General features: G+C 71.7%; 30 protein-coding genes. 29 read left to right on the top strand and 1 reads right to left on the bottom strand.

Going from position 1 to position 21,794, the window contains the following annotated elements:
* Nucleotides 1-98 precede the first annotated feature (98 nt).
* The 24 genes from E0H26_RS30285 (at nt 99) to E0H26_RS11665 (ending at nt 16,118) form a co-directional block, all read left to right on the top strand.
* Nucleotides 99-230 carry a hypothetical protein gene (locus E0H26_RS30285; RefSeq protein WP_276320385.1) on the top strand — a complete coding sequence of 44 codons (132 nt, stop codon included), beginning with the start codon at nt 99-101 and terminating at the stop codon, nt 228-230.
* Nucleotides 231-325: 95 nt separating this feature from the next.
* A complete protein-coding gene (locus E0H26_RS11565) occupies nt 326-961 on the top strand; it encodes a coiled-coil domain-containing protein (protein ID WP_131303597.1) in 636 nt (211 codons plus the stop codon).
* A 2-nt stretch (nt 962-963) separates the two neighbouring features.
* Entirely contained in the window at nt 964-1,215 is a 252-nt protein-coding gene (locus tag E0H26_RS11570) for a hypothetical protein (protein ID WP_420812828.1), read from the top strand.
* 1 nt (nt 1,216) lies between these two features.
* Entirely contained in the window at nt 1,217-1,717 is a 501-nt protein-coding gene (locus E0H26_RS11575) for a hypothetical protein (RefSeq protein ID WP_131303598.1), read from the top strand.
* Nucleotides 1,714-1,875 carry a hypothetical protein gene (locus tag E0H26_RS29250; protein ID WP_165521817.1) on the top strand — a complete coding sequence of 54 codons (162 nt, stop codon included), beginning with the start codon at nt 1,714-1,716 and terminating at the stop codon, nt 1,873-1,875. Before E0H26_RS11575 ends, E0H26_RS29250 begins: the two co-directional genes overlap by 4 nt.
* Complete coding sequence (locus tag E0H26_RS11585; protein ID WP_131303599.1) at nt 1,872-2,330, top strand: hypothetical protein; 459 nt, start codon at nt 1,872-1,874, stop codon at nt 2,328-2,330. Before E0H26_RS29250 ends, E0H26_RS11585 begins: the two co-directional genes overlap by 4 nt.
* Complete coding sequence (locus tag E0H26_RS11590; protein ID WP_131303600.1) at nt 2,327-2,689, top strand: hypothetical protein; 363 nt, start codon at nt 2,327-2,329, stop codon at nt 2,687-2,689. The genes E0H26_RS11585 and E0H26_RS11590 overlap by 4 nt, the downstream gene beginning before the upstream one ends.
* Nucleotides 2,689-3,192, top strand: a complete 504-nt coding sequence (locus E0H26_RS11595; protein ID WP_131303601.1) for a hypothetical protein — start codon at nt 2,689-2,691, stop codon at nt 3,190-3,192. Before E0H26_RS11590 ends, E0H26_RS11595 begins: the two co-directional genes overlap by 1 nt.
* The gene (locus tag E0H26_RS11600; RefSeq protein ID WP_131303602.1) at nt 3,189-3,500 is read left to right on the top strand and encodes a hypothetical protein; all 312 of its coding nucleotides are present in this window, start codon (nt 3,189-3,191) and stop codon (nt 3,498-3,500) included. Before E0H26_RS11595 ends, E0H26_RS11600 begins: the two co-directional genes overlap by 4 nt.
* Nucleotides 3,497-3,823, top strand: coding sequence for a hypothetical protein (locus E0H26_RS11605; RefSeq protein WP_131303603.1), 327 nt, complete (start codon nt 3,497-3,499; stop codon nt 3,821-3,823). Before E0H26_RS11600 ends, E0H26_RS11605 begins: the two co-directional genes overlap by 4 nt.
* Nucleotides 3,820-4,083, top strand: a complete 264-nt coding sequence (locus E0H26_RS11610) for a hypothetical protein (protein WP_131303604.1) — start codon at nt 3,820-3,822, stop codon at nt 4,081-4,083. The genes E0H26_RS11605 and E0H26_RS11610 overlap by 4 nt, the downstream gene beginning before the upstream one ends.
* Nucleotides 4,080-4,880 (top strand): hypothetical protein, encoded by an 801-nt coding sequence (locus E0H26_RS11615; protein WP_131303605.1) that lies wholly within the window; start codon nt 4,080-4,082, stop codon nt 4,878-4,880. Before E0H26_RS11610 ends, E0H26_RS11615 begins: the two co-directional genes overlap by 4 nt.
* A 14-nt stretch (nt 4,881-4,894) precedes the next feature.
* Nucleotides 4,895-5,755 carry a hypothetical protein gene (locus tag E0H26_RS11620; protein ID WP_131303606.1) on the top strand — a complete coding sequence of 287 codons (861 nt, stop codon included), beginning with the start codon at nt 4,895-4,897 and terminating at the stop codon, nt 5,753-5,755.
* A gap of 97 nt (nt 5,756-5,852) precedes the next feature.
* A complete protein-coding gene (locus E0H26_RS11625; protein ID WP_131303607.1) occupies nt 5,853-7,631 on the top strand; it encodes a DEAD/DEAH box helicase in 1,779 nt (592 codons plus the stop codon).
* Nucleotides 7,631-8,125: a hypothetical protein gene (locus E0H26_RS11630; protein ID WP_131303608.1), complete on the top strand. Its 495-nt coding sequence runs from the start codon at nt 7,631-7,633 to the stop codon at nt 8,123-8,125. Before E0H26_RS11625 ends, E0H26_RS11630 begins: the two co-directional genes overlap by 1 nt.
* Nucleotides 8,122-8,490: a hypothetical protein gene (locus tag E0H26_RS11635; RefSeq protein WP_131303609.1), complete on the top strand. Its 369-nt coding sequence runs from the start codon at nt 8,122-8,124 to the stop codon at nt 8,488-8,490. Before E0H26_RS11630 ends, E0H26_RS11635 begins: the two co-directional genes overlap by 4 nt.
* Nucleotides 8,487-13,190 carry a DNA polymerase gene (locus tag E0H26_RS11640; RefSeq protein ID WP_131303610.1) on the top strand — a complete coding sequence of 1,568 codons (4,704 nt, stop codon included), beginning with the start codon at nt 8,487-8,489 and terminating at the stop codon, nt 13,188-13,190. Before E0H26_RS11635 ends, E0H26_RS11640 begins: the two co-directional genes overlap by 4 nt.
* 56 nt (nt 13,191-13,246) lie before the next feature.
* Entirely contained in the window at nt 13,247-13,897 is a 651-nt protein-coding gene (locus tag E0H26_RS11645; protein WP_131303611.1) for a hypothetical protein, read from the top strand.
* Nucleotides 13,894-14,067, top strand: coding sequence for a hypothetical protein (locus E0H26_RS29255; RefSeq protein ID WP_165521818.1), 174 nt, complete (start codon nt 13,894-13,896; stop codon nt 14,065-14,067). The genes E0H26_RS11645 and E0H26_RS29255 overlap by 4 nt, the downstream gene beginning before the upstream one ends.
* A gap of 25 nt (nt 14,068-14,092) precedes the next feature.
* Nucleotides 14,093-14,464, top strand: coding sequence for a hypothetical protein (locus tag E0H26_RS11650; protein WP_131303612.1), 372 nt, complete (start codon nt 14,093-14,095; stop codon nt 14,462-14,464).
* A gap of 64 nt (nt 14,465-14,528) precedes the next feature.
* A complete protein-coding gene (locus E0H26_RS29260; RefSeq protein WP_165521819.1) occupies nt 14,529-14,690 on the top strand; it encodes a hypothetical protein in 162 nt (53 codons plus the stop codon).
* Nucleotides 14,691-14,731: 41 nt separating this feature from the next.
* Nucleotides 14,732-14,920 (top strand): hypothetical protein, encoded by a 189-nt coding sequence (locus tag E0H26_RS11655; RefSeq protein ID WP_131303613.1) that lies wholly within the window; start codon nt 14,732-14,734, stop codon nt 14,918-14,920.
* Nucleotides 14,917-15,894, top strand: coding sequence for a tyrosine-type recombinase/integrase (locus E0H26_RS11660; protein WP_131303614.1), 978 nt, complete (start codon nt 14,917-14,919; stop codon nt 15,892-15,894). The genes E0H26_RS11655 and E0H26_RS11660 overlap by 4 nt, the downstream gene beginning before the upstream one ends.
* The gene (locus E0H26_RS11665) at nt 15,891-16,118 is read left to right on the top strand and encodes a hypothetical protein (protein ID WP_131303615.1); all 228 of its coding nucleotides are present in this window, start codon (nt 15,891-15,893) and stop codon (nt 16,116-16,118) included. Before E0H26_RS11660 ends, E0H26_RS11665 begins: the two co-directional genes overlap by 4 nt.
* Nucleotides 16,119-16,276: 158 nt before the next feature.
* On the opposite strand, the gene E0H26_RS11670 is transcribed toward E0H26_RS11665, so the two are convergent.
* On the bottom strand, nt 16,277-16,510 hold the full coding sequence (locus E0H26_RS11670) for a hypothetical protein (RefSeq protein WP_131303616.1): 234 nt from the start codon (nt 16,508-16,510) through the stop codon (nt 16,277-16,279).
* 98 nt (nt 16,511-16,608) lie between these two features.
* Between E0H26_RS11670 and E0H26_RS11675 the strand changes: the two genes are divergently transcribed.
* The 5 genes from E0H26_RS11675 to E0H26_RS11695 are packed head-to-tail and all read left to right on the top strand — an operon-like array spanning nt 16,609 to nt 21,758.
* Nucleotides 16,609-17,130 (top strand): helix-turn-helix domain-containing protein, encoded by a 522-nt coding sequence (locus E0H26_RS11675; RefSeq protein WP_131303617.1) that lies wholly within the window; start codon nt 16,609-16,611, stop codon nt 17,128-17,130.
* Nucleotides 17,120-18,406, top strand: coding sequence for a PBSX family phage terminase large subunit (locus E0H26_RS11680; protein ID WP_131303618.1), 1,287 nt, complete (start codon nt 17,120-17,122; stop codon nt 18,404-18,406). Before E0H26_RS11675 ends, E0H26_RS11680 begins: the two co-directional genes overlap by 11 nt.
* Nucleotides 18,407-18,417: 11 nt before the next feature.
* Nucleotides 18,418-19,983: a phage capsid protein gene (locus E0H26_RS11685; RefSeq protein WP_131303619.1), complete on the top strand. Its 1,566-nt coding sequence runs from the start codon at nt 18,418-18,420 to the stop codon at nt 19,981-19,983.
* Nucleotides 19,984-19,986: 3 nt separating this feature from the next.
* Complete coding sequence (locus E0H26_RS11690) at nt 19,987-21,555, top strand: phage minor capsid protein (protein WP_131303620.1); 1,569 nt, start codon at nt 19,987-19,989, stop codon at nt 21,553-21,555.
* Complete coding sequence (locus tag E0H26_RS11695; protein WP_131303621.1) at nt 21,552-21,758, top strand: hypothetical protein; 207 nt, start codon at nt 21,552-21,554, stop codon at nt 21,756-21,758. Before E0H26_RS11690 ends, E0H26_RS11695 begins: the two co-directional genes overlap by 4 nt.
* The last annotated feature ends 36 nt before the right edge of the window (nt 21,759-21,794 follow it).

Below are 21,794 nucleotides of genomic sequence, written 5' to 3' on the forward strand. Positions count from 1 at the left end.
GCGCAGGAACCGGCCCGGGACGTCGCGGCGGACCGCCGCAGATCCCCGCGCCGATCCAGCCGTCGCCGGGCGCCCCGCAGCCCAGCTTCGTCCAGGCGATGGTCGCCCACGCCTCCACCACCCGCACCGGCCGGGCCGCCCTCGCCGCCATCTGGCTCGGCCTGCTCATCACCACGGCCGGCATCTGGCAGCTCCAGCGCGAGCTGTCCCGCCACCCCCTGGCGGCCTGAGCACCACCCCGGCCCGATCCCGGGTCCGGACAGCACTAGCGCCCCGCCATCCCGGCAAGGACGTAAGCGGAGCGCCAGATCCCAGGGAGTATCCCATGAACCGCAGCACCACCATCAGCCCCGGCATCAGCGCCGCGATGCGCGTTGGCCGCGAGCTGCTCACCGCCGGCTGGGTGTACGACGGCAACACCCCGATGACCGACGGCACCGTTGAGCGGCTGCTGCTGCACCCGGCGGGCCGGCAGATCGTCGTCACCAGCCGCGACGGCGACAGCCACGACCTGACCATGACCGGCCTGTCGCTGGAGGACGTGGCGGACGCGATCACCGCCGCCGGGCTCACCACGACCGCCGAGGCCGCGCAGGGCGCCCCGGGCGAGCCCGCCGGCCCGCAGACCCTCCAGCACAAGCTGGCCGCCGAACTGATCCACCTCGCCCACGCCGTCGTCCGCCTGGACCTGCCGCTCGGCCGGTGCATGAACCTGGGCATCGGCGTGCTCGACAACCGGGCCGACCTCGACCGCTGGGCCGAGCACCTCGGCAGCACGGTCGAGGTGGACAGCAACGGCATCCCGCACACCACGCACTCGACGCCCCTGCCCGAGGGGCCGTACGGCGCGTCGCTGAACGTCACCGCGCAGGCCCCGAAGGACACCCGATCCGAGGTGGAGCGGCTGCGCGCCCGCGTCGCCGAGCTGGAAGCGCAGCAGTCCACCGGCGGTGCCCGGTGACGATGCCCGACGGCACCCCGCAGGGCCCCTGGCACCCCCGCCAGACCGAGACGAAGACCGTGTTCCCCGCGCAGACCCTCGCCGTCACCGTGCCGGACCTGCCGTGCGGGCACATCCCGGGGGACCTCCACGACGGCGAGTGCGCCTACTGGTGGGGGGTCGCGGCCGGGGAGTACGCCGCCCCGGTGATCACCCTGCCGCCGCACGCCGACATCCCCGCGCTGACCGACCCGGCGCTGCGGGAGGTGGCCTGAGATGGCTCTCCACCCGACCAAGACCCGCATCGCCCTGCTCGACGAGGTGCGCGCCAGTCACATCCGGCGCGAGTACCGCACGGAGTCTCCGGATCGCGACTTTGACATCCAGGCCGAAGTACGGGTGAACGCCCGCATCGCCGCCGCCGAGCAGGCCGGCTGGGTCGAGCTGGAGGAGAAGACGTACTCGACGGGCACTCAGGGACTCCTGGTGCGGTACTGGCGGCTGACCGACGCCGGGCGGAAGGTGCTCGACGGCGAGGCCACCCGGTACCGGGTCGAGTTCGCCCGCATCGGCCGCAAGCACCACGTGGCGCCGTTCGGGCCGATCGTTTCCGGACCGGACCACGCCGAGCGGATCGCTGAGGCGGTGCACCGGTACGCCGGCCGACACCTCAACTCCCGGTTCTTCGACGTGGACGTGGACCTGGCCGCAGGCAAGGGCTGGATCGAGGGTGGCCGGTTCGGCACGTTCACCGTCACCCGGGTCGGTGTCGAGTGACCGCCATCGACCGCCACGACCCGGTCCACGAGGCCCTGCGCGGCCTCGCCGCCCTCGGCCTCCTCCTCCTGACCTGCCTCGCCCTCTGGGCCCTCCTCGCCGCCGTCATCGCCGGCCTGACGTGGGTCCTCCTCCAGCTGACGGGAGCAGCACTGTGACCGACATCGAGCAGGCCCTCAAGGCCATCCGCCAGCGAGAGCACGACGCCACCCGAGGGCCGTGGGCCACCGGCGTCCGGTGGGAAGACCCGTACGACACCTACTGGCTGCCGATCAACACGGCGAGCACCAACGAGGACGAGCCGCACCAGCCCGACCGCGTCGCGCTCATCCGGTACCACGCCGGCGCCTTCCAGTTCCCGCACGCCGACGCGCGGGCGGACGCCGAGTTCATCGCCCACGCCCGGCAGGACATCCCGCTGCTGCTCACCGAACTGGCGGCCTACCAGCCCGCCGTCAAGGGCCGCTACCAGCACTTCATGCACAGCTGCGGAAACGTCGAGCCGTGGGACGAGGCCGCGTACGGGCCGATCAACGAGCAGGGCTGTGACGCCTGCGAGTGCGCGCCTGACGGCACCTGGCGGCCTCTGTACGTCCGCGAGGTGACCCGGTGACCGCCGCCACCGTTCTGCGCCGGCTCACCGGCCGCAACCAGCCCACCGACCGGTACGTGGGCCGGCACCGCGCCGACACCATCCAGCCCGTCACCGCCGACTGGTCCCCGCTACACCCCGCCGACCGGCAGGCCCTCGCCCCCCACCACTACGCCGACCGGCACCTCCCCGCCGGCCCCGACGAGCGCACCGGCCACCTCGACCCCGAGCAGGTACGCGCCGCCAGCACCCAGGGCGGCCCGGCGCAGGCCTGCGGATCCCGGGTGGACGTGCTCGCGGAGATGCGCGCCGACCTCGCCGGACCGGCCGCCGCGCTGGTCGCCGACGCCCTCACCGACAACACCCCGGAGGAGAAGTGATGAGTGACGTCCGAGAGAAGCTCACCGAGCTACCGCCGCGCCTCAACCACGTAGGCACCAAGCTGCTCAACTGGATCGAGCACACCATGTGGGAGCACGGCCACCACGCCGACGAGGCGCTGCTGGCCATGGCCGAGGAGATCCTGCGGCTGCGCGCCCACCTGGGCCGCCGGGAGCAGTACCTCCTCGACGAAACCGCCCTCCACCCGACCCTGCCGGCCCGGAGCGACCTCCAGTTCGGGCACGCCATCCACGCCGACACCTGCACGATGTGCGCCGACGACGCCGGACTGTTCGAGCGCCTTGAGGCGTTGGGGCGCCGCAGCGAGGCTGCCCGGGTCACGTACGTCAGCGGCACGCACGACCTCATCAACCAGCTCGGCCAGATCAAGATGCGGGCCAAGGTCGGAGGCGAGGTGCCGACCACCGCCAAGCTGGTCGACGCGATGCTCAAAGCGCTGGACAAGCTCGGCGCGCGTGCGCGGAAGGCGTTCCAGCAGTGATCACCGCGAAGCCGGGTAGCCGGCTGGACGAGTTGCTGGCGGCGTACGCCGAGCTGAAACCAGCGGCGGACGAGGCAGCAGCGCGACTGAAGACGGTCACCGACGCCATCAAGGCGGAGCTGACCGAGGCGGCGCCGGGCGAGCAGCGCATCGACGTGACGCACGAGGCCCTGGCGCAGCCGCTGCGGCTGTCGTACGTGGAGAGCTGGCGGCTGAACACCAAGCAACTCAAGGCCGAGGCCCCGGAGATCTACGTCCGGTTCGCGGTCAAGGGTGGCAAGTGGGAGTTGCGGGGGATCCAGCCGTGAGCGAGAACAACCGACCCTCGTACGTCGCCCTGGTGGCAGCGCTGCGGAGCGAGTTCAGCCCGCGGGCTCTGGAGGCACTGAAGATCCAGCTGGCCGAGTACCTCCACCACAGGTCGTCGATCAGCACGTTGACTCAGGCCGTCATCGACGCGGGGAGCGTCACCTACAACCCCGGCGATGACGTCCACCCGGCAGTCCGCGGCTGGTTCGACAGCAGCCTGACCGCGCAGGAGTGCACACACGGAGGCGACTGCCTCGTCCACCCCGACGCGCGCCAGGTGCACAACTTCGACGCTGAGCCGGACCGGAGGCCGCTGCCGTGAGCACCGAATACAGGGGCATCATCGGCGCGAGCCTCCCCGAGCGCTGGCCGCAGAACAAGAAAGACGAGCTGTCCGACGCGATCTACGGGGCCCTGGACGAGCACGGGCTGATCCTCGACGGGACCGTCAACACGGTCGAGGTGACCGGTGCCCGCGTCACGGTCGAGACGGTCGAGGCGTACGGGCTGACCATCGAAGTCGACGCCAACGGCAACGCCGTGCAGATCAGCTCCCCGTACGGCCTGGAGATCGTCGGATGACGACCGTCGAGGAGTTCATGAAGGCGGCCCCGGCCCGGCTCGGGGGTAACTCGCCCTGGGCCAGCCGGTACGCCTCGGAACTCCGGCGGGTGGTGGTCGAGCAGGCCAACGGGTCCGCCCGCAACCGGCAGCGGCACCTCGGCCCGAGCGAGCTGGGTGTGCCGTGCGACCGGCAAGTGGTCGGGAAGCTCGCCGGGCTGCCCGCGACCAACCACGTCGTGGACCCGTGGGCGTCGATCGTCGGGACCGCGGTGCACGCCTGGCTGGCCGACGCGTTCACCGCAGCCAACGCGGGGCTGGACTTCCCCCGGTGGCTGGCCGAGCAGCGGGTCACCCCGCACCCGGAGCACCCCGGCACCGCCGACTTGTACGACGCCGTGGAAACCGCCGTCGTTGACCACAAGATTCTCGGCGAATCGTCCATGGCGAAGGTCCGCAGCAATTCCGGGCCACCCATTCACTACCAGATTCAGCTCCTGCTCTACGGCAAGGGCTACCGCATTCTCGGGCTGCCCGTGACGCGCGTCGCGCTGGCCGCCTACCCCCGGACCTCCGCCAGCCTGGACGGCCTATACGTCTGGGAGCGGGCCACGGGGCCGCAGGATGACGCACTCATCGAGGAGGTGTTCAAGCTCACCGACCGACGTAAGGCCATGGCAGAAGAAATCCTCAACGGATCGAAAACGCTCACTGACATCCCTATTACTGCCGACGACGACACCTGCTTCTTCTGCCCCTATTACCGACCGCAATCCAAGCGCGACAACGGCCCTGGGTGTCCAGGCCCGAACAACTGATCAAGGAGTAAGAAATGCAGCCTCAGTACCCGACCCAGCCGATGATGCCGCAGTTCCCGCAGCAGCCCGCCTACCCGGTTCAGCAGGGGTACGCCCAGCCCCAGGCCCCGGCCTACCCCGTCCAGCAGCCCGCCTACCCGGTTCAGCAGGGGTACGCCTCGCAGCAGCCGCAGCAGTACGGGCCTCCTGCCCAGCCGCTGCCGCAGGGCACCCTGGACGGCTTCTTCGAGCAGCCGAGCAGCGGCGGAGGCCCCAGCTGGAAGTTCAACGGCAGGCCGATCGGCACCAGCTACGCCGGAATCGTGGCGCGCACTGTGACCAACGCCGACGTCCGGGCGCAGACGAACAACGCCGGGGTGCCGCAGACCTACAAGGACGGTCGGCCGAAGCTGGTCATGGTCGTGCCGATGCAGGTCCAGCCCTCCCCGGAGTACCCGGACGGCGTGGCCGGGTGGTGGGTCAAGGGTCAGGCGCGTGACGAGCTGGCCCGGGCCATGGCCGAGGCGGGTGCCCCGGCGGGTGCCCCCGAGGCCGGCGCGGCGATCCGGGTCACGCGGATCGGCGAGCGCGCGGTGCCGGGGATGAACCCACAGCTGCTCTACCGGGTGGAGTACGTCCGGCCGGACGGGGTGGCCCCGGTGCCGCAGCAGCCCGGCGCCCCGGTCCAGGCCCCGGTGCAGATGCCGATGCCGCAGCCGGTTGCCCAGGCGGCGCCGGTCCAGCAGCCCATGCCGCAACCCGTCGCGGTACAGCAGGCCCCGCAGCAGCCGATGCCCGCCCAGCAGCCCGCTCCGGCGGCGGCTCCGGCCGGCTTCAACGAGGAGCAGGCGGCCCTGTTCGCCCGGCTCACCGGTGGCCAGCCGGCGGCGGTCTGAGCGGGTGACTGTCCGGCCCGGGGCCCTTCCCCGCCTCGGGCCGGGCGGTGACCTTCCCGGACCTTCCCTGCACCCGACTCCCACCACGGAGGTGACCGTGACGTACGTAGATCCTCCGTCGGCCGCGCTCCACGGTGAGCTGACCGCCGACGGTACGCAAATCGTCCTGATCGGCGTCGGCCCCGACCCGGCCATCGCCCAGATGGCGGACCGGCTCCAGCTCGCCACCCCGCTGATCAAGCCGAGCAACCCGCCCGGCGCGCTCGTGCTCCCGGCGACCTGGGCGGCCGTCGTGCAGCTCTCCCACCTGTTCGGCGCCGTCTGGCGACCTGGGCCGCGTCTGCTCGGCTGGCTGGCCGAGGAAATGCGACTGCGTACCCAGCCCGGCACCGAGCTGACCGTGACCCTGCCCGAGGGGCTGGTGCTCCGCCCGTACCAGGTCGAGGGCGCGCGGATGATCGCGGCGATGGGCCGGGCGCTGCTCTTCGACGACCCCGGTGCGGGCAAGACCATCACCACCATCCTCGGGCTGCTCGAACGGGCCGCCGCCGGGCACCAGGTCGCTCCGGTCGTCGTCATCGCCCCGGCGTCGGTCGTGGACCCGTGGATCGACGCGTGGCGCACCTGGGCTCCCGACTGGCGGGTCAACGCCTGGCGGGGTACCCCGGACCACCGGCGGCGGCTCGCGGCTCGTCCGGCCGGCACGGCGGCGCACGTCGTGGTCGCCAGCTACGACACCGCGCGGATGGACGCCGCCAAGGGCAAGCCCCTCGACCGGCTCGGCGCCCGGACCGTCGTCGTGGACGAGTGCCACCTGATCAAGTCGGCGAGCGCCGCCCGGTCCATCGCCGCCCGCAGGCTGGCGAAGCGGGCCGACAACTTCGTCGCGCTGTCCGGTACCCCGATCACCCACCACCCGGGCGACCTCTGGCCGACCCTGGAGGCCCTCGCGCCCACGGCGTGGCCGTCCGGGGAGCGGTGGAAGGCACGGTACTGCGTGACCATCCCCGGCGACTACAGCGCCCGGGTGATCGGCCTCAACGACGCCGCCGAGCCGGAGTTCCGGGCCACGCTGCTCGGCCAGCACCGCCGGGTCGCCAAGGCCGACGTCCTCACCCAACTCCCGCCGAAGGTCTACAGCGTCCGCCAGGTCGAGCTGCCTCCGGCGTACCGCAAGGCGTACGACCAGCTGGAGCGCCAGATGATCGCGCAACTGCCCGATGGGGAGGAGTTGTCGGTCATGTCGGTGCTCGCCCAGCTCACCCGGCTGTCCCAGCTCGCCAGCGCGGCGGCCGACGTCACCGTGACCCGGGAGCCCGGTCCTGACGGGGAGATGCAGGGGCGCACCGAGGTGCGGCTCAAGGCTCCGAGCTGGAAGGTCGACGCGCTCCTGGAGGTGCTCGCCGAGCGGCCCGGCTCCCCGGTGGTCGCCTTCGCGCCGTCCCGTCAGCTCATGGCCCTCGCGGGCGAGCAGGCCACCAAGGTGGGCTTGCAGGTCGGCTACGTGATGGGCGGACAGTCCATGCGCGAGCGCACCGAGACCGTCGAACGGTTCCAGAAGGGCAAGCTCGACCTGCTCTGCGTCACCACCGGAGCCGGCGGGGTGGGCCTGACCCTGACCGCCGCGCGGACCGTGGTGTTCCTCCAGCGGCCCTGGTCGCTCGTCGAGGCGACCCAGGCCGAGGACCGCTGCCACCGCATCGGCAGCGAGATCCACGACTCCATCGAGGTGGTGGACATCGTCGCCACCGACACCATCGACGCCCGCGTGCGCTCGGTGCTGCACGAGAAGGCGGGCCAGTTGGCCGACCTGCTCAAAGATCCGCGACTCGTCACCCAGCTCCTGGGTGGATCAACCCCTCGAAAGGCGGCCTGATGTACGTCATCGGCATCGACCCGGGCCCCGTAGCGGGCATCGCTCTGCTCATCGGGCAGCCCGCCGACATCGGTGGCGCATGGTTCCCCCGTCTGCTGGGCGCTGAGGCCCTCCAGGTGACCCACGGCCTCACCACGTACGTCCTGGACGGTCTGCTGAACGTCGTGGTGCCGCAGTCCACCGTCGTGGCCGTCGAGCGGTTCGTCGTTGGTCCCCGGGCCGCCCGGTCGGCGCACGCCGGTTCCGGCGAGGTCACCCGGGAGCTGGTCGGGGTCATCGCGCACTGGGCGAAGCGGAACCAGTTGACGTGCCGCGAGCGCTCCGCCGCCGAGGTGAAGCCCTGGGCCACCGACGACCGGCTCACCAAGGCCGGGTTGCTGGACGTGACCAAGGGGATGCGCCACGCCCGCGACGCCGCCCGGCACGCACTGTTCTGCGCCGTCCGAGACTTCGGCCTGGCCGACCCGCTGAGCCGCCGGGCTGGTGCCCTGTGAACCGGGAATCGCCCCTGCCGGGGCAGGTCCTCGCTGTCGCTGACCTTGACAGCGCCTACGACGACGGGCAGCGCGAACTCACCGACGACCTCGGTGTGGCCAACCTCCTGACGTCCAAGGTGTCGGGTAGCGAGATGCACAAGCCTGTACTCGACATCGATCTGCCGGCGAAGTTGCTGCCGTCGAGCACACCCGGACACTTCCACCTGCTGATCGACCGAGAGATGTCGTGGGAGGCGTACCTCCATCTGCTCGACGCCCTGGTGGTCGTGGGTCTCATCGAGCCGGGCTACGCGAACGCCAGCCGGGAGCGTGGCCACACAGCCATCCGCCTGCCATGGATCCGGAAGGCCGGTGACCAGTGACCAAGCCCTACGCCGATGGTGTTGCTGACTACTCCCTCGCGGGGTGGCCGTGCATCCTGCCGGTCCCCGGAGCCGCGAAGCACCCGCCACCGGTCGGGTACACCGGCGCGGACGGACGCGACACCGACCCGCAGACCCTCGTGCTCTGGTCGGTCACGCACGCCGATCACTCGATCGCCCTGCGGATGCCGGACGGCGTGATCGGGATCGACGTCGACCACTACACCAAGGGGTCGGTCGAGAAGCGTGGCGGGGACAGCCTGGCCGGGTACGAGCAGCGGTGGGGCACGCTGCCCGCCACCTGGCGGTCGAGCGCCCGCGCGCTGCCGTCGGGGATCCGGTTCTACCGGGTGCCGGCCGGCAGGTACGCCACCAAGCTCGGCGAGTCCATCGAGATCATCCAGCGGCACCACCGGTACGCCGTGGTCTGGCCCAGCCCGCACCACGAGGTCGGAGCCCCGTACCTCTGGTACGACCCGGCCGGAGCGGTCAGCGCCACCGTGCCGAAGCCGAACGAGCTGCCGGAGCTGCCCGAAGCGTGGGTGGCAGGGCTACGCGAGGGCGCCACCGAGGCCGGGCCGGTCGCCTCGGACATCGGGCGGGGGCAGATGCTGCTGTCCGCCCTGATGGCCGACCAGCGCGCGGCCTGCGCCGAGGTCGCCGACGCCGCCCGCAAAGCCACCGCCGAGCTGGTCGCCGCAACGTCCGGGTCCCGGCACGACACCGCCACCGCCCGGACCCACCACCTCGTCCAGCTCGGCGCCACCGGGCACCCCGGAGCGGCCGGCGCGCTACTGGAACTGCGGGAGCAGTGGGCGACCCTCACGGCTGGAGAGGGCCGTGAGGACGAGTTCGACCGGATGCTGCTCACCTCCGCGCGCAAGGCCGTCACCGTGGTCGGCCCGGTGCCGGTCGACCGGGACCCGTGCTTCGCCGTCGGGGTTATCCCCATGGCCGCCCCCGCACCTGTGGACAACCGGCCGGGCGGCGGACAACCGGGCTACGACGTGCCGGAGCCGATCGAGCCCGACCGCGAGATGCACCCGTTCGAGGTCATCGGCGCGCACGAGTTCAACCCACCCGGCTACCTCGACCAGACCCTCGCCGACGCCGTCCTCGCACGGACCCAGCTGGTGCTGCGGTACGCCCACGACGCCCGGGTGTGGCTGCTACGCGGACCCGACGTCTGGGACGTCCGACACGACCTGTCCGGCTGGGCGGTCGCCCTGCTCGCCGACCGGATGCCCCAGGGCGACCCCGAGGCGGAGAAAGGTAGCGAGCCTCGTAGTCAGGCGGAGCGGCGTAAGAAGTTCATGACCGCCTCGTCGGCCCGGGGCATCTCCGCCAAGATGCGTGACCGCGTGGCCGGCGGCGTGCACCCCAACGCGCTCAAGCTCGGCAACCTCGACCGGGAGCCCTGGCTGCTCTGGGCGGGCGGTACGGCGTGGGACCTGCGCGCCAGCCTGAACGCCCCCGTCCCGGCCTGGGTGGACCCGGGGACACCTCACCTGCACAGCGCCGCGATGGCCCCGGACGTGCGGCCCACGCCGCTGTGGGACGCCTTCCTGGCGGCGGTGTGGCCGGACCCCGCGCTGCGGGCCTGGGCGCTGCGGGTGCTGTCGGTGACCGCGACCGGCTACAGCGACAAAGCCCTGCCCATCATGATCGGCAAGAAGGACCGCGGTAAGACGCAGGTGGTCGCCCTGATCATGTCGGTGCTCGGCACCTACGCCCACGCCGCCGACGCCCGTCTGCTCGGCGGTGCCGACAAGGCCCACGCCTCGATCATCTACGCGCTGATGGGCCGCCGGCTCAGCTTCATCGACGAGGGCCCCCGCGAGGGCCGACTCGGGCAGGAACGGCTCAAGCAGCTCACCGGCGGCGGAGAGCTGACCGGCAACGCGATGAACCAGAACCCGGTCACCTGGGCACCCACCCACACGCTGGTACTCACCGCCAACGACGAGCCGATCCTCACCGACCCCGCCGTCCGCAGCCGGGTCCGGCTCATCCCCTGCGAGGGCGACCCGGAGCAGGTCATCGCCGCACGCGCCGCCATCGGACACCCGAGCGGACGCGCCTGGCGGGCCGAGGCCCCCGGCGTGCTGGCCCAGCTCATGAAAGAGGCCGCGGCGTGGCTGGCCGACCCCGCCAGCGCGCTCACCGTGGCAGCACCCGAGGCGTACCGGTTCCGAGCCGAGGAGATCGCCGCCGAGCAGGACCCGATCGCCACCTGGCTGTCCGAGGAGACCGAACCCGACGAGTACGGCGAGCGCAGCCGGACCCTCTACGAGGCGTTCGTGGCATGGGCCCGGGTGGGCAAGCCCGGTGGGTGGACACCCCCGAGCGAGACGAAGTGGGGCCGCGAGCTCAACGAGCGTGGGTATCCGACCCAGCACACGAGGACAGGCAAGCGGCGCGCGCTCCGTCTCCGGCAGCACGGCGGAGGGTGGTTGCCGACGGTCGGGAACGGGCCGATCGGGGTCCAGACCAACCCGTCACCAGAAGGGCCCAACCCGTCACGCCAGACCCCCAACCCGTCACCGCTGGCCCCCGACCTACCGCCGCAGACGCAGCCGATCGGCCCAATCTCGCCCTCGCGTGACGGGTTGGGCCCTTCTGGTGACGGGTTGGTGACGGGTTCAAACGCCAACCCGTCACAGACAGAACCCCAGGTCAGTACCGAAATTGAGGGGGTCCGTGACGGGTGTGACGGGTTGACCTCCCTCCCTTACACACACGCGCGCACACACGCACAGGAAGGCCCAGGGGGAAAACTCCACCAACCCGTCACACCCGTCACCACAAAAAAACAAACCAAGATCACCAAGGCAGCCCAGAAAGAGGCGGAGCGGGCCGAGGCTCGGCGGGCCGCCGCGGGCGAATCCGTACCACTGCCGGTAGCCGTGGACCGGTCTGGCGTCATCACCAGCCTGACGCTGGCGGCTGCCGGTCCGGTCATCGCCGAGGCCATCACCCGGGCGGGCGCGCTGACCGTGGACGTGGAAACCTCCGGGTACCCGGTCGGTCACGCGGACTACGCGCTGCGCACCGTCCAGCTCGGCGACGAGCAGACCGCCGTGGTGCTCGACCCGGCTGACCCGGCGCAGGCCGAGGTGATCCGGACGGCCCTGGTCGCCGCACCCCGGCTGCACGCCCACTCGGCCACCGCCGACCTGGTCCCGCTGGCGTACGCCGGACTGCTCGACGAGTCCGCGTGGGACCGGATGTACGACACGGTCATCCCCGCGAAGCTCGCCGACCCCAGCAGCACCGGCAGTGACCCGGCACTCAAGCAGCTCGCCGAGGCGGTACTCGGTGCAGCGGCCACCGCCCCGACGGCGGACAAGGCCCGCGCCACCCTGTTCAAGGCGAACGGCTGGCTGACCGACACCAAGCCGCTGACCCCGGTGGAGCGGTCGGGATGGGCGCAGGTCGACTCCTCGTGCACGACGATGATCCGCTACGCCGCCTCCGACGTACTCGACACCGCCGCCCTCGCCGTCAGGCTGCCGCAGCTGCCCGCCGAGGTGGTGGAGCGGGAACGGGCGGTGCAGCGCATCACCGCCCGGGTGACCCACCGGGGCGTGCGGGTGGACAGGGAGCAGGTGTCCCGGCTGGAGGCCGAGCACACCCCGGCCATGCACGCCGCCGCCGAACGGATCCACACCCTGGGTGTGGAGAGCGCCGGCAGCGACCGGCAACTCGCCGAGCGACTCACCGCGCTGGGCGTGACCCTGCCCCGCACCCAGCCGAGCACCCGGCACCCTCAGGGACAACCCAGCGTGGCCGCTGGCGTCCTGGAGGGTCTCAAGGCGACCCCGGGCGAGGCCGGTGACCTGATCGCCGCCGTACTCGACTACCGGCACCACGAGACCGTCCTGTCGACGTTCCTGGAGCCGTACCGGGTGCTCTGCGACTCCGGCGACGGCCGGGCCCGACCCACTGTCTACACCCTCGGCACCGACACCGGCCGCATGTCCTGCGTCCGCCCCAACCTCCAGCAGCTTCCCCGCGAGGGCGGTGTCCGCGCCTGCATCACCGCCGACCCCGGTCACGTCCTCGTCAGCGCCGACTTCAGCGGGGTCGAGATCCGGGTCATGGCCGCGCTCAGTCAGGACCCGGAACTGATCCGGCAACTGCGCGAGGGCGTTGACCTGCACGCCATGGTCGCCGAGATCGCCTTCGGGGCCGGCTGGACCAAGGCCAACCGGTACACCGCCAAGCGAGGCGTGTTCGGATGGGCCTACGGCGGCGGCATCGAGAGCCTCGCCCGCCAGCTCGGGGTCACCGCCGAGGTCATGCAGGCCATCGTGGACGCCCTCCGGCAGATCGCCCCCGACTACGTGGCCTGGGCCGACGAGATGAAGCGCATGGTGCGCTCCGGCGCCACCCAGATGCCCACCTACTCCGGCCGGACCATCCACCTGCCCCGCGAGTACCCGCACAAGGCACCCAACTACGCCATCCAGGGCACCGCGCGAGAACTGCTCGTGGACGCCCTGCTCGCCTGGGACCAGACCCGCTGGGCCGGAGGCGTGGTCCTGCCGGTGCACGACGAGATCGTGGCCATGGTCCCCGAGGCCGACGCCGAGCAGGCCACCGCCGAACTGGTCCGCTGCATGACCCGCGAACTGCACGGCATCTCGATCGTGGCCGAGGCCAGTGAGCCGTCCTTCGCCTGGAGGGACTCGGTATGACCGCCGCCCCGGTTCCTCCCGCGCACGCACAGGTACCGCACGACCCGAGGAGCACCATGGCCCTGACCCCGCACCACTGGCACGCCACCGCCGCCGCCTGGTCCCTCCACCATACGCGCGGCGCCCTGGTCCGCCGCGCCACCGACGCCGCCCTCCAGCGCGGTGAGGCGCTCATCGCCGCCGGGCCGATCTCGTCGCCCACCTACGGCACCCGCCACGCCGTGGGTGGGCACGGCGACCCGGTCAGCGCCACGCTGACGCTCGATCACACCCCGCCGAGTGTCGGGTCATGGGGTGAGCTGATCTCGCGTCTCGACGGCCGGCTGGGCTGGCTCGCCCGACAGGTCGGGGGCACCCCGAGGGTTGTGAGGCCACTGGAGCGGGTCATCGACGTCATCCCGCGCCTGGCGCCCGGCACCGCCCGCGTCGTCCACCGGCACCTCGTCGACGAACTCGCCTGGGTGTCCGCCCTGCCGATCGACTGGACCCCGGTCCGCCGCCCCCTCACCGGCGTCGACTGCCCCGCCTGCGCCACCCGACAACTCACCGTGCAGTGCGCCGGCCCGGTCGACGCCTGGACCGTCGTCTGCGTCTGCCGCTGCACCGGTGTCGGCTGCCGGTGCGGGGTGGTGGGGGCGGTGGAGGGTGTGCCGCACATCTGGCGGCGCGCAGACGTCATCGGCGCGGTCGCCGGAGGTGCCCGGTGAAGAAGTGCGGTGCAACCAACCCGACGCTCGGACTCCGCTGCGACCGCGAGCCCCACCCGCCAGGCACCGCCCACTACCAGGACAACGGCAACGGTGTGCGCGCCTGGTACGAGCCCTTCGTCATCGGCGCGGTCGCGGGGGCCGCGCCCAACCAAGCCCGCATCAACTGACCCGCACCGACCGAAGGAGAGCACCGTGAAGCGTCAGACCCACACCCTCACCATCACCGAGACCGTCGAAGGCGGCATCACCGAGCAGGAGTACGCCGTCCAGTGCCCCGGCGTCACCGACGCCTGCCGCATGTGGCGAGACTGCGCCAAGGACGCGGCGCTGTCGTTCGACCTCGACCAGGACGAGGACCAGCAAATCGTCCACGGCGAAGAGCACCGGCTCATCGACGACCGGTGGATGGTGCGCACCGACGACTGCTTCGTCCGCGACAACGACCAGCTCGACGAGGCCGCCGGCGACCTGGAACTGCCCGCAGGAACCTACGAGGTCGACTTCGACAGCGGCGACGACCAGTGCCACCTGTCGCTCGAAGTGCTCACGCCGTCTGCCGCCTGACCCGACATGGCCCGGGGTGTGGCCGTACACCCTGGGCCCACGACCGACCCGAAAGGACCGACCGATGGCGTGGAACGACGACAGCGAATGGCTCTGCGGGGCATTCCAGGCGCACCCGCCGCGCGAGATGAAGCCGTACCGCTGCACCCAGCCGTACGGGCACGCGGGACCGCATCGCGCGGACCTCGATGGCGAGATGCTCGCCGAGTGGCCACGCAATCCCTGATGCCAACAGAAGTTCCGTTCTGAGGGCATACAATGGAGGGCATGGACGACGAGATGATCCGACAGCGAGTCCGCGAATTCGCCAACCAAGCGGGCGAGACGGGCGAGGAGTTTGCTGCCCGCGTGCAGGCCCGCGCGAGGCTGGCCGGAACCACCGGCGCGGAGGCCCTCGCCGGAGCCGAGTCGGGCGCCAAGAGGCTGCGTGAGCTGCCCCGCCCGGAGCAGCCGTGACCGACCTCGTACCCGTCCAGCGCGACCAGGCGGACCATATCGGCCGCCTGGTCGCCGCGTTCCTCGACGGCCGCCGCTCCCGCCTCACCGCCGAGGCGTACGCCCGCGACCTCAAGAGCTGGCTCACCTGGTGTGCCACCAACACCGTCGACCCGCTCGACGCATGGCCCGCCCACGTCCAGATGTGGCTCACGCACCTCACCAACGACCGGGGCGAGGCCGGCAACACCCGCGCACGCCGCCTCGGTGCCGTCTCCAGCTGGTACGGCTGGCTCATCCGCCACCAGGCCGCCCCCCGCAACCCCGCCCTCCTGGAGCGCGAGGAACGCCCCGTCCGCGCACCCCGCAAAGCGCCCGCCCTCTCCGACCAGCAGACCGCCGCGCTACTCGCCGCCGCCGACCTCGACAGCCGACGCGCCGCCGCCATCGTCCACCTGCTGCTCTACACCGGCATCCGCGTCGGCGAGCTGCTCGGGGCGACCACCGCCGATCTGGGCGAGGACCGAGGCCACAGCGTGCTCCACGTCCGGGGCAAGGGCGGCAAGGCCCGGGTCGCCAGCCTCGTCCCGCCGGTGATGCTGCGCCTGCACGCCTACCTCGCCGAGCGCCCCGACGTCGCCGGGACCGAGCTGGTGCCCGCCGGGCAAGCCGGAGCGGGTGGACCCCGGCCACTCATCGCCACCACCCGAGGCAACCCGCTCGACCGCAAGGAGATCCGGAGATTGCTCCGCCGGCTCGCCAAGGCCGCCGGGCTGCCCGAGGTGCTCGCCGAGCAGATTCGGCCACATTCGACCCGGGCCACGTACGCCACCGCCGCCCTCGACGCCGGAGTGCCGGTGCGGGATGTCCAGTACGCGATGGGGCACGCCAGCCCGGTCACGACGGAAGGCTACGACCGGTCGACACTCAGCCCGGATCGCAGCCCGGCCTACCGACTGATGCAACGGTTCACCGCAGGTAGCGTCGAGACGTGATCACGATCGAGGGCCGCGAGTGGGGCACCGCCGCCGAGCTGGCCGCAGCACTCGGCCCCGACGTCACCGAGGCGATGATCCGCCGGTGGCGTGACCGCAAGGGCCTGACCACCCGGGCCGGCTACTCCCCGCTGGACGAGGCCGCCCGGATCGAGCGGGATGCGCGACTCAACCCACGTGGCCGGCCGCGTCGAGTTGACGTTGGGGCCGCCCTGGTCGCATGATTTGTTCACCTACCGCTACAGGCGGAGTGTGCCCACAGCCCGGACGGAGACCCACAGGGTCCGCCCGGGCTGTCGCGTGTCCGGGGGACGGCCGGCATGCAGGGGCGGGGAGAGCGGGCAGGCCGGAAGTGGTGCTCTGGCCTGCCCGCACCCCGGAGCTACGGCGAAGGTGACGGCGAACCGCCCGAGACGCCCTCCAGGACAGTCGCGGCGAAGCCTGTCGCGAAGCACCCCACGCAACACAGCACGATCAGGATGGCCGGTCCCGCGATCCACAGGAAGATCGCCCACACGCCCATCGCAGTCGCCTTGCTGGGCGGCTGCTGCTGGACGTACACCACCGGCGGCGGCTGTGGCGGGTACTGCTGCTTGTGCGGGTCGTGAGGATACATCCGGCCATCGTGACCACCCTGCGCAATCGGCCGGTACCTCCGATCGGATCGATGCATGTCCCCAAACCTGGCGAGGTGAGCCGCCTGTGAGGTGACCCATGGCCAAGCCCAAGCCCGTCGGCCCCGAGGACTACGCGCTGGTCCGCGAGCTGCACGCCCAGGACCTCAGCCGCAACGAGATAGCCCGCCGCATCGGCCGGTCCGGACGCACCGTCAGTCGGATCGCCGCCGAGCTGGAGCTGAGCTTCGAACGCGGCGAGCAGGTGAAGGCAGCCACCGAGGCCCGGAAGATCGACGCCCGGGCGAAGCGGGCCGCCCTCGCCAACGCCCTCCTCGACGACGCCGAACGGATGCGCCAACAGCTCTGGCAGCCCGCGGACTACGTCGACCACGGCGGCAAGGAGTACGTTCGCGTCGACTGGACGACACCCGAGCCGACCTTCGCCGACAAGCTGAAGATCACGCAGTCGCTCGGCATCATGGTCGACCGGGCCGTCAAGCTCGACGAGTACGACGCCGACCCCGGCATCGACGCCGCGAAGTCCATGCTCGGCGCCCTCGCCAAGGGCCTGGGCGCGGCGTACGACCAGCTCAACCAGACCGACGCCGATGGCGGTTGACCTCGACGCCGTCAGCCGCACCCTGTCACCGATCCACCTGCGGAGCGTGGTCGAGTCCACCGCCCGGATCAACATCTGGCAGGGCAGCGTCCGATCCGGCAAGACCGTCGCGAGCCTGCTGCGGTTCCTGCTGGCCGTCGCCGTCGCCCCCACGTCCGGCCGGATCGTGATCTTCGGCAAGACTCGCGAGAGCATCGCCCGCAACGTGTTCGGCGTCCTCCAGGATCCGGCCCTGTTCGGACCTCTCGCGCGCCTCGTTCACTACAACCCCGGCGCGCCCACCGCCACGATCCTCGGTCGCGTCGTTGACGTGATCGGCGCGAACGACGCCAAGGCCGAGCCGAAGGTGCGCGGCCTGACGCTGTGCCTGGCGTACGGCGATGAGCTGACCACCGTGCCGGAAGCGTTCTTCACCCAGGTCCTCGCCCGGCTGTCGGTGGCCGGCGCGCAACTGTTCGGCACCACCAACCCGGACGCACCCAACCACTGGCTGCGCAAGAAGTACCTCCTCCGGGTCGGCGAGCTGAACCTCCGCACCTGGCACTCCACGCTCGACGACAACCCGCACTTGGATCCGCAGTACGTGGCGGACCTGAAGGTCGAGTACGTCGGGCTCTGGTACAAGCGGTTCATCGAGGGCCGCTGGGTCCAGGCCGAGGGTGCCGTCTTCGACATGTGGGACGAGGACCGCCACGTCGTCCCGGTGCTGCCCGCGATCCACCGCTGGATCAGCCTGGGCATCGACTACGGCACCCGCAACGCCACCGCCGCCCTGGTGCTGGCTGTCGGCGTCGACGGCCGGCTGCACCTGACGCACGAGTGGCGGCACGACCCGGCCACCGCCCGCCGGCAGCTCACTGACTCCAGCCTGTCCCGGGAGCTGCGTGCCTGGCTGGACGGCCTGGAGGCACCCGGCGGCGCAGGCCTGCGCGGGCTCCGGCCGGAGTGGACCGTCGTCGACCCGTCGGCGGCCTCGCTGCGGCTCCAGCTGCACGAGGACGGCATGACCCCGGCCCTCGCCGACAACAGCGTGTTGGACGGGATCCGGCTCATGTCGAGCCTGCTCGGCAACGACCAACTCCGGATCCATGCCTCGTGCAAGGGGCTGATCGACGAGATCCCCGGCTACAGCTGGGACGACAAGGCCGCGGAGCGGGGCGAGGACGCGCCGATCAAGGCGGACGACCACAGCATCGACGCCGCAAGGTACGCGATCAAGACACCCGAAGTGTTGTGGCGCCCGCTTCTGCGGTCCGCCCACGCACTCGCAGCCTGAAGGAGGGTCTGGTGCCGATCCCCACCGGCGGCGCCTGGCCGCCCCCCGCACACGCCCCCGCCTACTCGGCGTACCGCACCTGGGACGCCTGGTACGTCGGCGACCCGGCCGAACTGGTCAAGGTCTACACCGAGCGCCCTACCGCCAAGGTTCGGCCCAGCCAGCTCGCGGGCGGCGTGGTCGGCATGCTGTCCCGCTTCCTCTGGGGCTCCCCGCCGCGGATCGGTCAGCGCGACACCCGCCTCCACGTCCCGGTCCCGGCCGACCTGGCCGCCACGTCCGCCGGCCTACTCTTCGCCGAGCCCCCGACGCTCGCCTGTGACGACACGAAGGCGCAGGAAGCCGTCGACCGGCTCATCGAGCACGGCCTGATGACCGTCCTCCGCCACGGCGCCGAGATCGGCTCCACCCTCGGCGACGTCTACCTCCGCCCCGTCATCGACCGCGACGTCGCTCCGGACCGGGCCATCGCCACCGCAGTGCCGGCCGACGCCGCGATCCCCACCATCCGCTGGGGCCGACTCGTCGAGGTCACCTTCTGGAGCACGATCCACGAGTCGTCCGGCACGGTGCTGCGACTGCTGGAGCACCATGACGTTGTCGGCAAGGTCGGCCGGATCACGTACGCGCTCCACGAGGGCGCCGCCGACGAGCTGGGCCTGGCGATCCCGCTCACCGAGCACCCCGACACCAAGCACCTGGCCGAGCTGCTCGACGAGACCGGATCGCAGCCGACCGGCCTCGACCGGCTCGACGTGGTCCGCATCCCCAACGCCGGCCCCCAACGGCTCTGGCGCAAACTCGGGCCGCTCAAGTACCACGGCCGCTCCGACCTGGACGGTAACGAGCCACTCTTCGACCGGATCGACGAAGTGTGGACGAGCTGGCTGCAGGACATCCGGCTGGGCCGAGGCCGCATCACCGTGCCGGACTGGATGCTCCAATCCAACGGCCCCGGCCAGAGCGCAACCTGGGACGCCGACCGTGAGGTCTACTCGGCCATCAACGCCCTGCCCGACCAGAACGTCGGCCTCACCATCTCGCAGTTCGCGATCCGTCACGTCGAGCACAAGGCCACCCTGGACGAGCTGATGCAGACCGCGATGCGGCATGCCGGGCTCTCCGCGCAGACCCTCGGCGATGAAGGCGACGTCGCGATGACCGCGACCGAGGCCCAAAGCAGGGAGCGGCAGACCTTCGTCAGCCGAGGTGACCGGGTGACCACTTGGGCGCCCGCGCTGGCTGAGTACACCGAGATCCATCTTGCTTTGGAGCGCATCCACTTCGGCGGCCCGGAAGAGGAGCGGCCGAACGTCGAGTTCGGCGACTCGGTGACGGAGAGCCCGGAGCAGGTGGCACGCACGGTGCAGCTGCTCCACGCCGCCGAGGCCGTGTCGGTCGAGACCCGGGTGCGCATGGTGCACCCCGACTGGGACGACAAGCAGGTAGAGGCCGAGGTCAAGCTCATTAAGGGCGACCAGCCGGAGCCGATCGAGGTTGGCGGCGCGCTCGGTGCCCTGGCCGGCAACCAGCCTGAGCCCGAGGGCGACGAGGAGCCACCGCCGGCCGAGGAGTAGTCGATGGCGCTGACCGGGGACCAGATCGAAGCCATCAGCCGCGGCGCCGTCGACCTCTACCGCAACGCCGAGCAGGCCATCCTCGACGAGGTGACCCGCCGGCTGGCCGCCGGCCAGGACGCCCCCGACTGGGCCGTCACCCGGCTCGGTGCCCTCTCCTCGTTGCGGACCGCCGTGGAGCGGATCCTCGGCCTGGTTGCCGGCGAGAGCGCGGAGCGGCTACGGGATTTGCTCGCCCGGGCGTACCGGTCTGGGCAGGGCATCGCCACCCGGGACCTGCCCGCCCAGCTACTGCCCCGAGATCTGGACGCTGCGGCGGCGGTCCGGGCGGCCGGAACCGTACCGCGGATCGCCGTGGTGGAGTCGCTCGCTGCCGCGCTGGTCACCGACATCGAGGCGACACACTCCAGCGTGCTGCGCCGGGTGCTGGACGTGTACCGGCTGGTCATCGCGCAGGCGACCGGGGTCAGTGTGGCGGGCGGCATGACCCGCAGGCAGGCGAGCCAGTGGGCGTACGCGCGGTTCGTCGACCAGGGTGTCGTGTCGTTCACCGACGTGGCCGGGCGTCGCTGGCGGCTCTCCTCGTATGTGGAGATGGCCGTCCGGACCGTCACCCAACGCGCCGCCGTCCAGGGCCAAACGGACCGGCTGAGCACGCTCGGCGTGGACACGGTCATCGTGTCCGACAGTCCGCGAGAGTGCCCACGGTGCCGGCCCTGGGAGGGCAAGGTACTGAGCATCTCCGGCGGCCAGCGCGGTCGCGTGGAGCTGCCCAGCATGGTCGGCGCCAGCACGGTGACCGTGGACATCGCCGGCACGGTCGACGAGGCGAGGGGTGCTGGTCTCCAGCACCCGAACTGCACGCACAGCCTCAGGGCGTACCTGCCGGGGGCGACCCGACGCCCGGCCAAGCCGACGCCCAACCCGCGCGGCTACGAGGCCAAGGAACGGCAGCGGGAGATCGAGCGCGGGATCCGCCACTGGAAGGAGCGCGAAGCCGCTGCGCTCACCCCCGAGGCGAAGGTAGGTGCCGGCGCAAAGGTCCGCCAGTGGCAAGGCGCGATGCGCGACCACCTCGCGAAAAACCCGGAGCTGAAGCGGCTGTCGTACCGCGAGCAGATCGGCGGCGGCAACCTCCCACGCCCGCGGCCTGCCGGCACCCCCGGGTCGGCTCCGCGGCCGCTCAACGACGGGCCAGCGGCACCCGCGCGTGAGGCAACGTCACCGGCACCCGCGCCTGCTGCGCCACCACCAGCTCCCGCGCCGGCACCGGCGGCCCGCACGCTCGCCGAGCAGGTACGGCAACCCGTCACCTCGCGGAAGAGCCTCACCGGTGGCGTCAACAACGCCGGAATCGAGATGGTCGAGTTCGCCGACGGATCTCGGGCCGTGCTGAAGATCGCGAAGTCGGTCGAGGGGACGCCCGCGAAAGTCCAGCACGATGCCGAGGAGCTGCAAGGGCTCCGCTCGGAGTTTGCCCGGCTGGGCCACCTCGACTGGTACGAGCGGATGCTCGCCCGCCTCGACGTGATCGCCGAGCACGCCACCGGCACCCGTAGGAGGCTCACGTGATCGCCGAGTACCTCGTCGTCGCGACCGACGAGGTACTCGACACCATCACCGTCACCGGAGACCAGGTCGAGTACGCGACCGGCGCGGCCAAGGCGGTCGTCGCGATGGAGTCCCGACGGCGGAAGGTCAGCCAGGCCGAGGCTGCCCGCCAACTGGCGGAGGGCTGGGCCAACGGCTACCTACAGATCCGCCGCCGCCCGTAGACCCCCCGGCAAGGCCGGGCCAGCACCACCCAACCG

It is taken from the genome of Micromonospora zingiberis (assembly GCF_004331455.1).
GTDB lineage: Bacteria > Actinomycetota > Actinomycetes > Mycobacteriales > Micromonosporaceae > Micromonospora > Micromonospora zingiberis.

Coding starts and splice junctions, on each gene's coding strand:
- E0H26_RS30285 (WP_276320385.1), top strand. CDS start 99: ATGGTCGCCCACGCCTCCACCACCCGCACCGGCCGGGCCGCCCTCGCC.
- E0H26_RS11565 (WP_131303597.1), top strand. CDS start 326: ATGAACCGCAGCACCACCATCAGCCCCGGCATCAGCGCCGCGATGCGC.
- E0H26_RS11570 (WP_420812828.1), top strand. CDS start 964: ATGCCCGACGGCACCCCGCAGGGCCCCTGGCACCCCCGCCAGACCGAG.
- E0H26_RS11575 (WP_131303598.1), top strand. CDS start 1,217: ATGGCTCTCCACCCGACCAAGACCCGCATCGCCCTGCTCGACGAGGTG.
- E0H26_RS11595 (WP_131303601.1), top strand. CDS start 2,689: ATGAGTGACGTCCGAGAGAAGCTCACCGAGCTACCGCCGCGCCTCAAC.
- E0H26_RS11615 (WP_131303605.1), top strand. CDS start 4,080: ATGACGACCGTCGAGGAGTTCATGAAGGCGGCCCCGGCCCGGCTCGGG.
- E0H26_RS11620 (WP_131303606.1), top strand. CDS start 4,895: ATGCAGCCTCAGTACCCGACCCAGCCGATGATGCCGCAGTTCCCGCAG.
- E0H26_RS11630 (WP_131303608.1), top strand. CDS start 7,631: ATGTACGTCATCGGCATCGACCCGGGCCCCGTAGCGGGCATCGCTCTG.
- E0H26_RS11645 (WP_131303611.1), top strand. CDS start 13,247: ATGGCCCTGACCCCGCACCACTGGCACGCCACCGCCGCCGCCTGGTCC.
- E0H26_RS29260 (WP_165521819.1), top strand. CDS start 14,529: ATGGCGTGGAACGACGACAGCGAATGGCTCTGCGGGGCATTCCAGGCG.
- E0H26_RS11655 (WP_131303613.1), top strand. CDS start 14,732: ATGGACGACGAGATGATCCGACAGCGAGTCCGCGAATTCGCCAACCAA.
- E0H26_RS11670 (WP_131303616.1), bottom strand. CDS start 16,510: ATGTATCCTCACGACCCGCACAAGCAGCAGTACCCGCCACAGCCGCCG.
- E0H26_RS11675 (WP_131303617.1), top strand. CDS start 16,609: ATGGCCAAGCCCAAGCCCGTCGGCCCCGAGGACTACGCGCTGGTCCGC.
- E0H26_RS11680 (WP_131303618.1), top strand. CDS start 17,120: ATGGCGGTTGACCTCGACGCCGTCAGCCGCACCCTGTCACCGATCCAC.
- E0H26_RS11690 (WP_131303620.1), top strand. CDS start 19,987: ATGGCGCTGACCGGGGACCAGATCGAAGCCATCAGCCGCGGCGCCGTC.